The 13,450-nt window shown below is 66.0% G+C and carries 11 protein-coding genes; 7 read left to right on the forward strand and 4 right to left on the reverse strand.

Going from position 1 to position 13,450, the window contains the following annotated elements; genetic code table 11:
• The first annotated feature begins 13 nt into the window (after positions 1-13).
• Positions 14-913: a LysR substrate-binding domain-containing protein gene (locus N5C88_RS01520; protein ID WP_059376982.1), complete on the forward strand. Its 900-nt coding sequence runs from the start codon at positions 14-16 to the stop codon at positions 911-913.
• A gap of 19 nt (positions 914-932) precedes the next feature.
• Here the strand turns inward: N5C88_RS01520 and N5C88_RS01525 are convergent, their stop codons facing one another.
• On the reverse strand, positions 933-1,877 hold the full coding sequence (locus N5C88_RS01525; protein WP_059376984.1) for an ornithine cyclodeaminase family protein: 945 nt from the start codon (positions 1,875-1,877) through the stop codon (positions 933-935).
• Positions 1,878-2,291: 414 nt separating this feature from the next.
• Between N5C88_RS01525 and N5C88_RS01530 the strand changes: the two genes are divergently transcribed.
• From N5C88_RS01530 to N5C88_RS01550, 5 genes are all read left to right on the forward strand, one after another.
• Complete coding sequence (locus tag N5C88_RS01530) at positions 2,292-3,230, forward strand: ABC transporter permease (protein WP_059376986.1); 939 nt, start codon at positions 2,292-2,294, stop codon at positions 3,228-3,230.
• Positions 3,227-4,132 carry an ABC transporter permease gene (locus N5C88_RS01535; protein ID WP_059376989.1) on the forward strand — a complete coding sequence of 302 codons (906 nt, stop codon included), beginning with the start codon at positions 3,227-3,229 and terminating at the stop codon, positions 4,130-4,132. The genes N5C88_RS01530 and N5C88_RS01535 overlap by 4 nt, the downstream gene beginning before the upstream one ends.
• Positions 4,133-4,183: 51 nt before the next feature.
• The gene (locus tag N5C88_RS01540; protein ID WP_251878580.1) at positions 4,184-5,761 is read left to right on the forward strand and encodes an ABC transporter substrate-binding protein; all 1,578 of its coding nucleotides are present in this window, start codon (positions 4,184-4,186) and stop codon (positions 5,759-5,761) included.
• Between the two features lie 66 nt (positions 5,762-5,827).
• Positions 5,828-7,282 carry an amidohydrolase family protein gene (locus N5C88_RS01545; RefSeq protein ID WP_280014516.1) on the forward strand — a complete coding sequence of 485 codons (1,455 nt, stop codon included), beginning with the start codon at positions 5,828-5,830 and terminating at the stop codon, positions 7,280-7,282.
• Positions 7,283-7,294: 12 nt separating this feature from the next.
• Positions 7,295-9,055: an ABC transporter ATP-binding protein gene (locus tag N5C88_RS01550; protein WP_118932308.1), complete on the forward strand. Its 1,761-nt coding sequence runs from the start codon at positions 7,295-7,297 to the stop codon at positions 9,053-9,055.
• 5 nt (positions 9,056-9,060) lie between these two features.
• Here N5C88_RS01550 and N5C88_RS01555 read toward each other — a convergent pair whose 3' ends face one another.
• Positions 9,061-9,720 (reverse strand): aspartate/glutamate racemase family protein, encoded by a 660-nt coding sequence (locus tag N5C88_RS01555; RefSeq protein ID WP_280014517.1) that lies wholly within the window; start codon positions 9,718-9,720, stop codon positions 9,061-9,063.
• Positions 9,721-9,797: 77 nt separating this feature from the next.
• On the opposite strand from N5C88_RS01555, the gene N5C88_RS01560 reads away from it, so the two are divergent.
• Positions 9,798-10,754: a LysR family transcriptional regulator gene (locus tag N5C88_RS01560; RefSeq protein ID WP_251878586.1), complete on the forward strand. Its 957-nt coding sequence runs from the start codon at positions 9,798-9,800 to the stop codon at positions 10,752-10,754.
• Here N5C88_RS01560 and N5C88_RS01565 read toward each other — a convergent pair.
• Both N5C88_RS01565 and hydA read right to left on the reverse strand, forming a co-directional pair.
• Positions 10,751-11,683, reverse strand: coding sequence for an N-carbamoyl-D-amino-acid hydrolase (locus tag N5C88_RS01565; protein ID WP_187523969.1), 933 nt, complete (start codon positions 11,681-11,683; stop codon positions 10,751-10,753). The two genes, N5C88_RS01560 and N5C88_RS01565, sit on opposite strands and share 4 nt — an antisense overlap.
• Before the next feature lie 83 nt (positions 11,684-11,766).
• The gene (hydA, locus tag N5C88_RS01570) at positions 11,767-13,236 is read right to left on the reverse strand and encodes a dihydropyrimidinase (protein ID WP_280014518.1); all 1,470 of its coding nucleotides are present in this window, start codon (positions 13,234-13,236) and stop codon (positions 11,767-11,769) included.
• Positions 13,237-13,450 lie beyond the last annotated feature (214 nt).

The following is a 13,450-nucleotide window of genomic DNA, read 5'->3' on the forward strand; positions in this document are numbered from 1 at the left end:
TATAAATGCAAGAATGAAGACGACCCTCGATGAAATGCAGGTCTTTATCGCCATTGTGGACAGCGGTTCCATCACCGCTGCCGCAGACGTGCTTGGACAGACCGTTTCCGCCGCCAGCCGGACCATGAGCCGGCTGGAAGAGAAGCTGCAGACCACGCTGATGCGCCGCACCACGCGGCGGCTGGAGCTGACCGAGGAAGGCCGGGCCTACCTGGAGCAGGCGCGCAAGATCGTGGCCGCGGTGGAGGAAAGCGAGGAGCTGATGAGCCTGCGCCGCAACCAGCCGGCCGGTCGCTTGCGGGTGGATGCGGCCTCGCCCTTCATGCTGCACGTGATCGCGCCGCTGGTGCCGGGCTATCGCAAGCGCTATCCGCAGGTGGAACTGGAGCTCAACAGCAACGAGGGCAACATCGACCTGCTGGAGCGCCGCACCGACCTGGCCATCCGCATCGGACGCCTGAAGGATTCATCGTTGCATGCGGTGCCGCTGGGCCACAGCCGCGTGCGCGTGCTGGCCAGTCCCGGTTATCTGGGCGTGCATGGCACGCCCAGGCGCGTGGCCGATCTGGCTTCGCACATTTTGCTGGGCTTCAGCCAGCTGGAAGCGCTGAACGAATGGCCCCTGCTGGAGGCCGACGGCCAGGCCCTGCACATCAAGCCGCACGTGCGCGCGTTCAGCGGCGAAACCTTGCGGCAACTGGCCCTGAACGACGGCGGCGTCGTCTGCCTGTCCGATTTCATGACGCGTGGCGACCGCGCCAGCGGCGCCTTGCAGCAGCTGCTGGTGAAGCAGACGCAGGACGTGCGCCAGCCGATCAACGCGGTGTACTACCGCAACACCGCGATCTCTTCGCGCATCAAATCCTTCATCGACTACATGGTCCAGGCGCTGGGTCCGCGCGGCTTCGAATAGCGGCGCGGGCGCTGCGGGCTCAGGCGCGTTCGCCGCTGACCGATTCGTACACCAGTGTCGCCAGCGTCAGGTCCTCCAGCGCGCTGCCCACGGCCTTGAACACGGTGATTTCCTGATCGTCGCGGCGGCCCGGCAGTTCACCGGCGGCCAGTTGGTGCAGGTCGCCGCGGATATCCTCGCGCTTGAGCGCGCCGGCTTCGAAGGCGGCCAGCAGGTCGCCGGACTTGGTGGGCGCCTCGCTGGTGTCCACGTAGACCGAGGTGCCATCGAAGCAGGCCGCGTCGGTTTCGCGCATTTCGGGCTTGAAGCTGCCGATCAGGTCCAGGTGCACGCCGGGGCGCAGCCAGGCGCCGTGGATCAGCGGCACCGTGGACAGGGTGGCGCAGCTGATGATGTCGGCCTGGCGCGCGGCGCTTTCCAGGTCGGCGGCGGCTGCCGCATCGAAGCCCTGCGCGCGCAACTCGCCGGCCAGCTTCTCGGCGCCGGCCGCACGCACGTTCCACACCAGCACGCGCTGGATCGGGCGCACCGTGCGCATGGCCTGCGCCACCAGGCCGGCGATGCGGCCGGAGCCCACGATGAGCAGCGTGCTGGCGTCGGCGCGCGCCAGATAATCCGCGCCCAGCGCGGCCGCGCCCGCCGTGCGGTACACGGTGACGATGTCGCCGTCCACCTGGGCTATCGGGACGCCGGTGGTGGCGCTGTACAGGTTGTAGGTGGCGTGCAGGCCGGGCAGGCCCTGGTGGGTGTTCTCGGGGAAGATGTTGATGATCTTCACGCCGAAATAGCCGCGGTCGCTCCAGGCGGGCATGATCAGCGAGGTGCCGTGCGCATTGCCCGACTGGATGGCGTGGACATGCCGCGGCGGCACGGTGGCGCTGCCGCGGAAGGCCTCCCGCAGGGCGGGAATGACGGCGTCGAAGGACAGGGCGTCGCGGGTTTGTTCGGTGTCGATGAAGCGCATGGTTAGGTGCCTGCGGCGGGGCGGTCTGTCGTAGGGAGCAGGGGCAGTCTAGCAGCGCCGCGTCGGTGGCGCGCCGCAAGGGCGGCGGCGGGCCTCGCCGCTGGCTATCAATCTTTGCGCAGGCGTCATAACACCCCGTTATCGCATGCCTGCGCCCCTTGCTTTTTCTGTTCCATAAATTCCTTTTGAATCAATGATTTGATTGGAACTTGCCGAGCCGCCGCAAAATCCCTGCATAGTGGATTTCCCTGGGTCCACGGGGGCAAATCCCGCTGGCATGCTTCGACCACCGTTAGCGCCTGGGCGCGCAAAGAGAGGTCGTTTCATGTCGAGTTCAGTTCATCCCGCCACAGGACGGCCCGTGCTGGCCCGGGCTGTCCGCGGGCAAATTTCCGCCGCCGGAGCGCGCGTCGCATGATCCGGCAACTGCTCAACCGCCTCACCATCTCGCTGCCCGTCCTGCTGGGCGTGGTGGTGGTGTGCTTCGTCCTCCTGCAAGTGGCGCCGGCCGATCCCGCCGCCGTCATCGCCGGGCCTACGGCAACCACGGAAGAGCTGGCGCAGGTACGCCAGGAACTGGGCCTGGACAAGCCGATGGCCTACCAATTGTCCATGTACATGTGGCGCCTGCTGCATCTGGACCTGGGCCGGTCGATGATTTCCAACGTGCCGGTGATCGACGAGATCGGCGCCACGATAGGCGCGACGGCGGAGCTGATGCTGGCCAGCGTGGTCTGGTCGGTCCCGCTGGCCATCCTGCTGGGCACGCTGGCCGCCTACCGGCGCGGCAAGCTCATCGACCGGTTCGTGATGACGCTGTCGGTCGTCGGCGTGTCGCTGCCGGTGTTCTGGGTCGGATTGCTGCTGGTGCAGCACGTGGGGGGCGCGGGCCTGTTGCCCTATATCGGCCGCAATGGCCCCTTGTGGACGCTGGCCGGGCTGCAGTCCATCGCCCTGCCCGCCTTGACCCTGGGTTCGGTGCTGATCGGACCGGTGGCGCGCATCACTCGTACCGCCGTGATCGAAACGCTCAGCGGCGACTACGTGCGCACGGCCCGGGCCAAAGGCGCGGGCGAGCGCCGCGTGGTGCTGCGCCACGCGCTGCGCAACGCGCTCCTGCCCATCGTCACGCTGGTGGGCCTGCAAGTCGGCAACCTGCTGGGCGGCGCTGTCGTGACCGAACAGATCTATTCCTGGCCGGGCGTCGGCCGCATGGCCGTGGGCGCGATCTTTGCCGGCGATTTCCCGTTGGCCCAGGGCGCGATCCTGGTGACGGCGCTGGGCTTCATCGTCATCAACCTGATCGTGGATCTGCTCTACGGCTACCTGGATCCGCGAGGACAAAAATCATGAGCGCAGGCGCGACTTCTTCGTTGGGCGGCGTGCCGCCTCAGGCCATGGCCGCGCCGCTGGCGCGCCTCGCATCGCGCTTGCGCCGCGACCCCATCCTGCTGCTGTCGCTGCTGGCGGTGATCGCGATTGTGCTGACGGCGGTGTTCGCGCCCTGGCTGGCGCCGCACGACCCCTATTCCACCAACATGTCCATCGCCCGCAAGGCGCCGGGCTGGACCTCGCCCGAGGGCGTGGCCTATCTGCTGGGCACCGACGTGCAGGGCCGGGACATCCTGTCGCGCATCATCTACGGCATACGCGCCACGTTGATGCTGAGCGTACTGGCGGTCATCGGCGGGTCGGGAATCGGCGCGGCGCTCGGCATCCTGGCGGCCTATTACCGTCCGCTGGAAGGCGTGATCATGCGCGTGGTGGACGTGCTGCTGTCGTTTCCCGCGATCCTGTTCGGGCTCAGCCTGTCGGCGCTGATGGGGCCTGGAACGCTGAGCATGGTGCTTGCCCTGGGCATATCCGCCATCCCTGGCATGGCGCGAATCGCCCGCGGTTCGGCCATGGTGGTGATGAAACAGGAATACATGGAAGCCGGCCACGCGATGGGCTTCGGCAACTTCTACCTGATCACGCGCTACCTGCTGCCGAATTGTTCGTCGATGCTGATGATCTACGCCACCTTGCAGCTAGGCCACACCATCCTGCTGGGATCGGTGCTGTCGTTCCTGGGCCTGGGGCCGCAGCCGCCTTTCGCCGAACTGGGCAGCATGGCCGCCGACGGACGCAAGTTCCTGCAGGTGTTCCCGCATATATCCACCATTCCGACGATGACGATCTTCTTCATCGTGCTGGCCTTCAACCTGCTGGGCGACAGCCTGCGCGATGCGCTCGATCCCAAGCTGCGGTTCTGAACCGCGGCGCGCTTGACCACACATCAGACCAACTTCGGGGAAACCACAACCATGACGATCACCAAGGGCCTGGCCCTCGCGCCGCTGGCGTTGACCTTTCTGTTGTCCGTGCAGACGCCCGCGCTGGCGCAGTCCGACAAGACTGTCCTGATCCTGCGCGAGCTGGATACCGACAAATACGACCCGCACCGCACCACCGCGCGCGGCGCTGCCGAGGTGCTGTTCATGGCTGCCGACACGATGGTGGGCCTGGACTACGACATGAAGACGCCGGTGCCGGCGCTGGCCAAGAGCTGGACCGTATCGCCCGACGGCCTGACCTACACCTTCAGCCTGCGCGACAACGTGACGTTCTGCAGCGGCAAGAAGATGACGGCCAAGGACGTGGTGGCGAGCTACGAGCGCTGGCTGAATCCGGAAACCAAGGGATTGGAGCGCTGGCGCGCGGGTCCGGTGGACAGCATCACGGCGCCCGACGACTACACCGTGGTCTACAAGCTGAAGAAGCCCTACAACGAGCTGCTGCAGCAGATGGCGCACTACATGCATTCCGTCATCAATATCGATCAGGTCAAGGCCCTGGGCCAGGACTATGGCGTGAAGGCCTTCGACGGCACCGGCCCCTACTGCTTCCAGAGCTGGACGCCGCGCAACGAGGTCGTGCTGACCAGGCATGCCGGATACGACTGGGGCCCAACGATCTACAAGGATCCCACGCCCAAGGTCGACCGGATCGTCTGGAAGATTGTGCCGGAGGAAAGCACCCGCCTGACGGCGCTGCAAAGCGGCCAGGCGGACCTGTCGCGCTACCTGCCGCAGTGGTCGATCAAGGACCTCAAGGCCGACAAGCGTCTCTTCGTGAGCAAGGCTGACCCGTTCTACTGGACCTTCTTCCTGGGTTTCAAGATCGACAAGCCCATGCTGGCGGACGTGAACGTGCGCCGCGCGATCAACCTGTCCGTCAACCGCCAGGCCTTGACCGAGGCCATCACCTTCGGCGAGGCGGCGCCCGCCACCAGCATGCTGGCCACCAAGACGCCGGCGGGCAAGAACGAGGCCTACCGCTATGACCCGGCCGCCGCCAAAAAGCTGCTGGACGAGGCCGGCTGGAAAATGCAGTCCGACGGCTACCGCTACAAGGACGGCCAGAAGCTCTCGCTGCTGCATTACGGGATCACGGGCTACTGGAAGGACATCATGGAAGCCGTGCAGGGCGACATGAAGAAAGTCGGCGTGGACCTGCGCGTGCAGCTGTTCGACTCGACCTCGGCCTGGGGCAAGCTGGCCACGCAGGAGTTCGACGAGTTCAGCATGAGCTTTGGCTACATGAGCACGGGCGAGGCCCTCAACAGCTATTTCCTGTCGGCCAGCATCCCGACGCCGAACCGCATGAACTGGAAGGATGCCGATACCGACAAGTGGCTGGAGGAAGGCGGCCAGGCGCTGGACCCGAAGGAGGGCGACGCGATCCTGTCCAAGGCGTTGACCAAGATTTCGGACGGGGTCGCCTGGATTCCGCTGTACCACGACTCGCTCTACCTGGTGGGCGGACCGCGCATGAAGCCGATGCAGGCGCACGGCATCTTCGGCGCGGCGGCCTACAAGGGCCTGGACATCGCCTTCAAGTAAGCGCGATGGCGGCGCGGCCGGTCCGCGCCGCCGTTTCATCATTCATCACGTCGCTGAGAGCCTTCCGTGAGCGCAAGCAATCAATCCCGTACCACTCATTTCAAGAACCTGTCCACGCTGGTGGCGTGGGACGCCGAACTGGGCTCGCACGTCTATATCGAAAACGCCGATCTGGTGATGCGCGGCAACACCATCATCCACGCAGGCTCCGGCTACGCGGGCCCGGCCGATGAGGTGGTGTCCGGCAGCGGCCTGATGGCGATGCCGGGGCTGGTCAACGTCCACACCCATCCCTCTTCCGAGCCTGGAAACCGCGGCCTGCTGGAAGAACTGGGCAGCGATAAGCTGGGCCAAAGCTCGCTGTACGAATACATGCCCGTGTTCCGCATGGGCATAGAGACTGCGCCATATGCCAATCAGGTGGCGGTGTCGGAGATGTTGCTGAGCGGAGTGACAACCTTCGTCGACATGTCCCTGCCGCGTCCGGGCTGGGCCGACGTGGTGGCGGCCACCGGCATCCGCGGCGTACTGGGACCCATGTTCCGGTCCGCCGCATGGCGCACCACGGACGGCCATTCGGTCGAATACACCTGGGACGAGGACGGGGCGGAAAAATCGTTCGAGGCGGCGCTGGCCGTGGCGGACAGCGCCATCAATCATCCCAGCGGACGCCTCAGCGCCATGCTGTGCCCCTCGCAAGTCGATACCTGCTCGCCCGGCCTGCTGAAGCAGGCGCAGCAAGCCGCCCGCCGCCTGGGCGTGCCGATGCAGATACACGCCGCGCAGAGCGTGGTGGAATTTTCAGAGATGACGCGCCGGCATGGCCGTACGCCCATCGAATGGCTGGACGACCAGGGCCTGCTGAACAGCGACCTGATCATCGGACATGGCATTTTCCTGAACGATCACCGCACGCTCTATTGGCCCCATGCCGACGACTTCGGCCTGTTGCAGCGTTCCGGCGCCCACGTGGCGCATTGTCCGACCGTGTTCGTGCGCCGCGGCATTGCGCTGAGTTTCCTGGGCCGCTACCTGCGCGCCGGCATCAACGTGGGCATCGGCACCGATACCTTCCCGCACAACATGCTGGATGAAATGCGGCTGGCCTGCTATGTGGCGCGGCTGCAGGCGGGAAATTTCCGCGCAGCGTCCACGCAAGAAGTCTTCAATGCCGCCACGGTCAATGGCGCCAGGATGCTGGGGCGCGACGATATCGGCCGGCTGGCCGTGGGCGCCAAGGCAGACTTTTCCCTGGTAGATCTGTCGCATCCATACATGCGCCCGTGCCGCGAGCCGCTGCGCAGCCTGATCTACTCGGCCGGGGACCGGGCCATACGCGATGTCTACGTCGACGGCGAACAGCTGGTGCGCAATGGCGAGCTCTTGACCATCGATATCGAAAACGCGATGCAGCAGGTGGAGCGTGCCCAGGCGCAGACGATCGCGACCGTGGCGCAGCGTGACTATGCCGGCCGCAGCATCGACGATATGTCGCCGCGCGTTTTCCCCAGCCGCGCTTAACGGAGAGCCTGGATGAGCGAGACACTACTGGCGGTCGAAGGCCTGAGCGTGGAGTTCGGTCCTCGCGGCCAGCCCTACCGCGCCGTGAAATCGCTGGACTTCACCATAGGCCGAGGCGAGACCGTGGCCCTGGTGGGAGAGTCCGGTTCCGGAAAATCAGTCACGGCGCTGTCCATCCTGCGCCTCATCGAGCGCGCCGGCGGCCGCATCGCGGCGGGGGCGGCCCGCTTCGTGCCACGCGACGGACGCGAAGTCGACCTGTTCAAACTGGAAGAGTCGGCCTTGCGGCGGGTACGCGGCAATGAGATATCGATGGTGTTCCAGGAGCCCATGACGTCATTGAACCCGGTGATGACGGTGGGCGATCAACTGGCCGAGGTGTATCTGCTGCATCAGGACATCTCGCGCGCGCAGGCCTGGAAGCAGGCCGAAGCCATGCTGGCCGCGGTCAAGATGTCCGAACCCGAGCGCCGCATGACCCAGTATCCGGGCGATCTGTCCGGCGGCATGCGCCAACGCGTGATGATCGCCATGGCGCTGGCCTGCCGGCCGCAGCTGCTGATCGCGGACGAGCCGACGACTGCGCTGGACGTGACGGTGCAGGCCGAGATCATCGACCTGATCCGCGACCTGCAGCGCGAGGTGGGCATGGCGGTGCTATTCATCACCCACGACATGGGCGTGGTGGCGGAGATCGCCGACCGCGTGGTGGTCATGCGGCACGGCGACAAGATCGAGGAAAACGAGACCGCCGCGCTGTTCGGCGCGCCGGGCCAGCCCTACACCCGTGACCTGCTGGCGTCCGTGCCCAAGCTGGGCGACGGCTCGCCCGGCGAAGCCGCGCTGCAGGGACGCCCGGTTGTGCTGGAGGTCGCGGGCCTGGCGAAGCGTTTCCCGGTGAAGGCGGGGGCGTTTGGCAAGGTGGTGGCGAACGTGCACGCGGTGGAAGGCGTGTCGTTTGCGCTGCGGGCCGGCGAGACGCTGGCACTGGTGGGCGAATCCGGCTCCGGAAAATCGACCACCGGCCGCCTGCTGATGAAGCTGGTACAGCCCAGCGAAGGGGCGATCCGGCTGGCCGGCCAGGACGTGACTCACATGAAACCGGACCAGATGCGCGAGATGCGGCGGCATATCCAGATGATCTTCCAGGATCCATATGCCTCCCTGAACCCGCGTCTGCATGCCTGGGACCTGGTCAGCGAACCCCTCAAGGTGCACGGCGGGCTCAGCCGCGAGCAGCGCCGCGAGCGTGCCGCTCAGCTGCTGGAACGGGTCAACCTGCCGCGGGAATTCCTCGACCGCTACGCGCACCAGTTCTCGGGCGGCCAGCGCCAGCGCCTGTGCATTGCGCGCGCCTTGAGCGTGAGCCCGAAGGTCATCGTGGCCGATGAGCCGGTGTCGGCGCTGGACGTGTCGGTGCAGGCGCGCGTGATCGAGTTGATGAAGGAACTGCAGGCGGAGATGGACCTGTCCTACCTGTTCATCTCGCACGATATGGCGGTGGTGGAGAAAGTCAGCCACCGCGTGGCGGTGATGTATCTGGGACAGATCGTGGAGATCGGTCCGACGCAGGAAGTGCTGCATCGTCCCCGGCACCCGTACACGCAACGGTTGCTGTCGGCGGTGCCGATTCCCGATCCCGCCCGCCGCCACCTGCGCGCGGCAAGCACCGCGCGCGATATTCCCAGCCCGATCCGCAAGGTCGGCGACAACCCGCAGGTCTGCGAACTGGTGCAGGTGGCCGCAGGGCACTACGTGCAGATGGCGGCCTAGGAAACTCAGGCGCAGCTGAAAAGCCGCCCTGCCGCCATGGCGACGGCGGCCTGCGTGGGTTCCACCACGGGCAGGCCGCAAGCCTCTTCCAATCTGTCGCGCAGGTCGGCCATGCCGGCGCATCCCATGATCAGCACGTCGGCGCCGTGGTCGTCGCGCAGCGTCCGGCCCACCGCCGTCATGCGCTCGAAGGCGCTTTCCGGATCCGCCAGGTCGCTGACTTTCATGTCCAGCGCCAGTTCGCCGCAGATGCGGTCGGCGACGCCCATGGCGCGGAAGTAGCGCAGGTGCCGCGCAACGGCGGCGCTGGCGATGGCGATCACGCCGATGCGCGTAGCCATGCTCATGGCCGTCAGCACGGAACACTCGCCGATGCCCAGCACGGGGACCGGGACCAGGTCCCGCAATCCGTGCAGGCCGGGATCGCTGAAGCAGGCCACGATGAAGGCGTCGGTGGCGGCGGCCTCCTGCCGGAACAGCTGCGCCATCGGCGCGATGCTGGCGTCGGCCTCTGCCTGGGTCTGGATGCCGGCGGGGCCGCCGGTCGATGTCAGGAAGCGGAAATCCAGCGGCATGCCCTGGAACGGCGCCGTCGCGCGTGCGATGGCTTCCGTGACCTTGACCAGGGAGTTCGGGTTTACGAGGGTGATGCGGGCGTTGGACACGATTGAGTAGAATCCCTGCGAAAGAGGCGGTAAGGCGCGGTGCGCGCGTGGTTCAGGTCTGGAGGAAATAAAGCAGCATGTCGGAGTTACCTGGAAAGGTCCGGTCCGGGCCGTTGAACCTGCGGCAGATCGAGGTATTCCACGCCATCATGATCACGGGTTCGCTCAGCGCGGCGGGCCGGCTGCTGCACGTGACGCAGCCCGCCATCAGCCGGGTGCTGGCATCGATAGAGCTGCGTCTGGGCTACGCCTTGTTCGAGCGGTTCAAGGGGCGCCTGCATCCCACCAAGGAGGCGCGCAAGCTCTTCCAGGAGGTTGAATCGATTCAGGCCGGGGTCAGCCGCCTGAACGACATGGCCGCCGGCATGGCGGGCCATGGCGCGGGACTGGTCAGCGTGGTGTCCAGCCCCAGCTTCGGCGAATGGCTGATCCCTGCCGCTACCGCGAAATTCTGCGCGCGCAATCCGGGCGTGCGCATCCGCTACCGGCCGCTGGGCATGGACGCGCTGCTGCCCCAGGTGCTGCTGGGACATGCGGATATCGCCATTTCCACGTTCAAGCCCGAGCATCCCAACCTGATTACCAGTGAACTGGCGCAGGGCGAGATCGTCTGCGTGCTGCCGGCCGGCCACCGGCTGGCACGCGAAAGCGTAATCGAGCCGGCGATGCTGGCGGGCGAAATGCTGGTGGGCTATGGCCGCGACACGCCGTTGGGCGAGACCTTGCACGACTATCTGGATCCGCTGGGCCAGGGATTCACGCCGGCCATCGAGGTGCGTTCTTCGCAGACCGCGTGCTCCTTCGTGCGCCAGGGCGTCGGCATCGCCCTGGTGGATTCGTATGGACTGACGGACGCGCTGATGCAGGGCATCGTGGTGCGCCGGATCGAACCCGCGATCGCGCTCTCGGTGCACATTTCCCATTCCCGGATCGAACCTCCGCCGTCCATCGCCAAGGCGTTTCTGGCCCAGTTTTCCCAGATCGTCAAAAAAGAACTGCCTGCGATGACGCAGGCCATCGTCAACCGGGCTTAGACCACTTCCGGCACCGGCAGCGGATCGCCGGCGCCCGTGCGTTCGATGATCAGCCGGTAGTGATGCGGGCTGCGATGCTTGGCGAAGTTGAAGACGTGGTCGCGGAAGGTCTGGCCCATCGCCAGATCGATGTTTGCCGTGATCACTTCATCTTCTTCGCCGCTGGAACGCGCGACGATTTCGCCGGACGGCGCCACGATCATGGAGCTGCCTATCATGTGATGGCCGTCTTCATGGCCGCACTTGCCGGCGGCGCCGACCCAGACCGCGTTCTGGTAGGCGCTGGCCTGCAGCACGATCTCATGCGTGGTGGTGCGCAGGTGCGCGGGTTCGTTCCAGTGGATGTTCAGCGATGGCGTGTTGTAGCCCAGTACGATCAGTTCGGCGCTTTGCAGCGACATGACGCGATAGGTTTCGGGCCAGCGGCGGTCGTTGCACAGGCACATGCCGATCTTGACGTCGTTGGTTTCCCAGACGCCGAAGCCCAGGTCGCCGACTTCAAAGAACTTCTTTTCCAGGTGTTGGAACGGCGCGCCGATCTTGTGGTCGGAGTGGCCCGGCAGGTGGATCTTGCGGTACTTGCCGATGATCCGGGCGCTGCGGTCCACCAGGATGGCGGTGTTGAACTGGCGGCCTTCGGGCGTCAGCTCGGCGTAGCCGAGATAAAAGCCAATGCCGAGCTCGCGCGCGGTGTCGAACAGCGGCTGCACGTCGGCGTTGGGCATGCTCTTCTCGAAGTACCGCTCGACGGCCTCGGCGTCGTCCATCCAGTAGCGCGGGAAGAACGTGGTCAGCGCCAGTTCGGGGAAGACGACGAACTCCGCCTTGCGGGCGGCGGCTTCGCGCATCATTTCGACCAGACGGCGGACTACCGCCGCGCGGGAATCGGCAAGGTTGACTGCGCCCATCTGGGCGACCGCCAGGCCCATCTTGCGGGCGGGAGTTGCGTTACTCACGATGTAGATCTCCAGGTATTGCTTGTCGTTGTGGATTGCGTGCCATGCGCCGTGGTCTACGGCTCGATCACGGTCGGAAAAATCTTGCGCAGCAGGGCCGCGCGCGGACTGACCTCGCGCGTTTTCTGCAGCGGGGCCGGCAGGCCGCGGGCGATGAACTGGCCGCGGCCGCGCTCGGCATTCAGCTGGCCTTCGTCGATGATGACGGCGCCGCGGCTGATTACCGTGACGGGCCATCCGGTGACCTGGCGGCCTTCGTACGGCGTGTAGCCCACGGCGTCGTGCAGGCCGGCGGCGCTCACCGTCACGGTCTTCTCGGGGTCCCAGATCGCGATGTCGGCGTCGGCGCCGACCGAAAGCGTGCCTTTGCGCGGATACAGGCCGTACATGCGGGCATGGTTGGTCGAGGTGAGCGCCACGAACTGCTGCAGGCTGAGCCGGCCGCTGCGCACGCCTTCCGAAAACAGCAGCGGCATGCGCACTTCCAGCCCCGGCAGGCCGTTGGCGATCTGCTTGAACGTGGTGGCGTCGCCGGCGGGCAGCTTGCCGGATTCGTCATAGCGGTACGGCGCATGGTCGGAAGACAACAGCGCCAGCGTGCCGCTGTCCAGGCTCTGCCACAGCGCTTGCTGCGATACCGGGTCGCGCGGTGGCGGGCTGCAGCAGAACTTGGCGCCTTCGACGCCGGGGATGTCGATGTCTTCGGCGGTCAGCAGCAGGTAATGGGGGCAGGTTTCGCCATACACGGGCGCGCCCAGCGTTTGCGCCGCATGGATCGCCTGCGCGCCGCCCTGGGTCGACACGTGCACGATCAGGACCGGCACTTCCAGTACTGCAGCCAGCTTGATGGCGCGTTGTGTCGCTTCGGTTTCCGCGATGGGGTCATGACTGACGGCGTGGTACTTGGGCGCCGTGTGTCCGGCCGCGAGCAGGTGGCGCGTGATCCAGCTGATGACGTCGTTGTTTTCGGCGTGGACCATCGGCAGCGCGCCTTCGCGCGCCGCAATGGCGAACACGTCCAGCAGCTGTTTGTCATCCAGCTTGAGTTTGTCGTAGGTCATGAAGACCTTGAACGACGTGATGCCCGCGCGGATCAGCTCGGGCAGGTCGCGGTTCAGCGTTTCGGGTGTGGGGTCGGAGATGATCAGGTGGTAGCTGTAATCGATCACCGATTTTTCGGCGGCCGACGTGGCATAGGCATCCGCCACCTGGCGCAACGATTGGCCGCGATGCTGCGCGGCGAACGGCACGATGGTGGTGTTGCCGCCATGGGCCGCGGAGATGGAGGCGCTGTGCCAATCGTCGGCGCACAGCACGCCCATGCTGGAAAGCTGTTCTACGTGGCAGTGGCTGTCGATGCCGCCAGGCATGACCAGCCTGCCGCTTGCGTCGATGGCGCGGCGGCCTGCTGGCAACGATGTCGATATCGCGGCGATGACGCCGTCCACGATGCCGATATCGCCGATGAAGTCGGCGTCGGCCGTCACGATGCGGCCGTTGTGCAGGGTCAGATCGAAGTCTGTCATGGGAATCCGAGCGCGGGGAAGGGCATGCCGCGGCGCGCGCGGCGGCGTGCCCGGCGGAAGACGCAAGCATGCATGCGTATCGGGAAATCGGAAACCACGCGGCAGGCCCGCGCGCCGCCGCGAGCGGCTCAGCGGGATTTACGCTAAGGCCATGATTCGGCGGGCTATTTGACGGACAGGGAGAGGTTGCCCGCGCACGATGCATAACGCTGGA

This window comes from Achromobacter sp. GD03932 (assembly GCF_029839485.1).
Taxonomy (GTDB): domain Bacteria; phylum Pseudomonadota; class Gammaproteobacteria; order Burkholderiales; family Burkholderiaceae_B; genus Achromobacter; species Achromobacter bronchisepticus_A.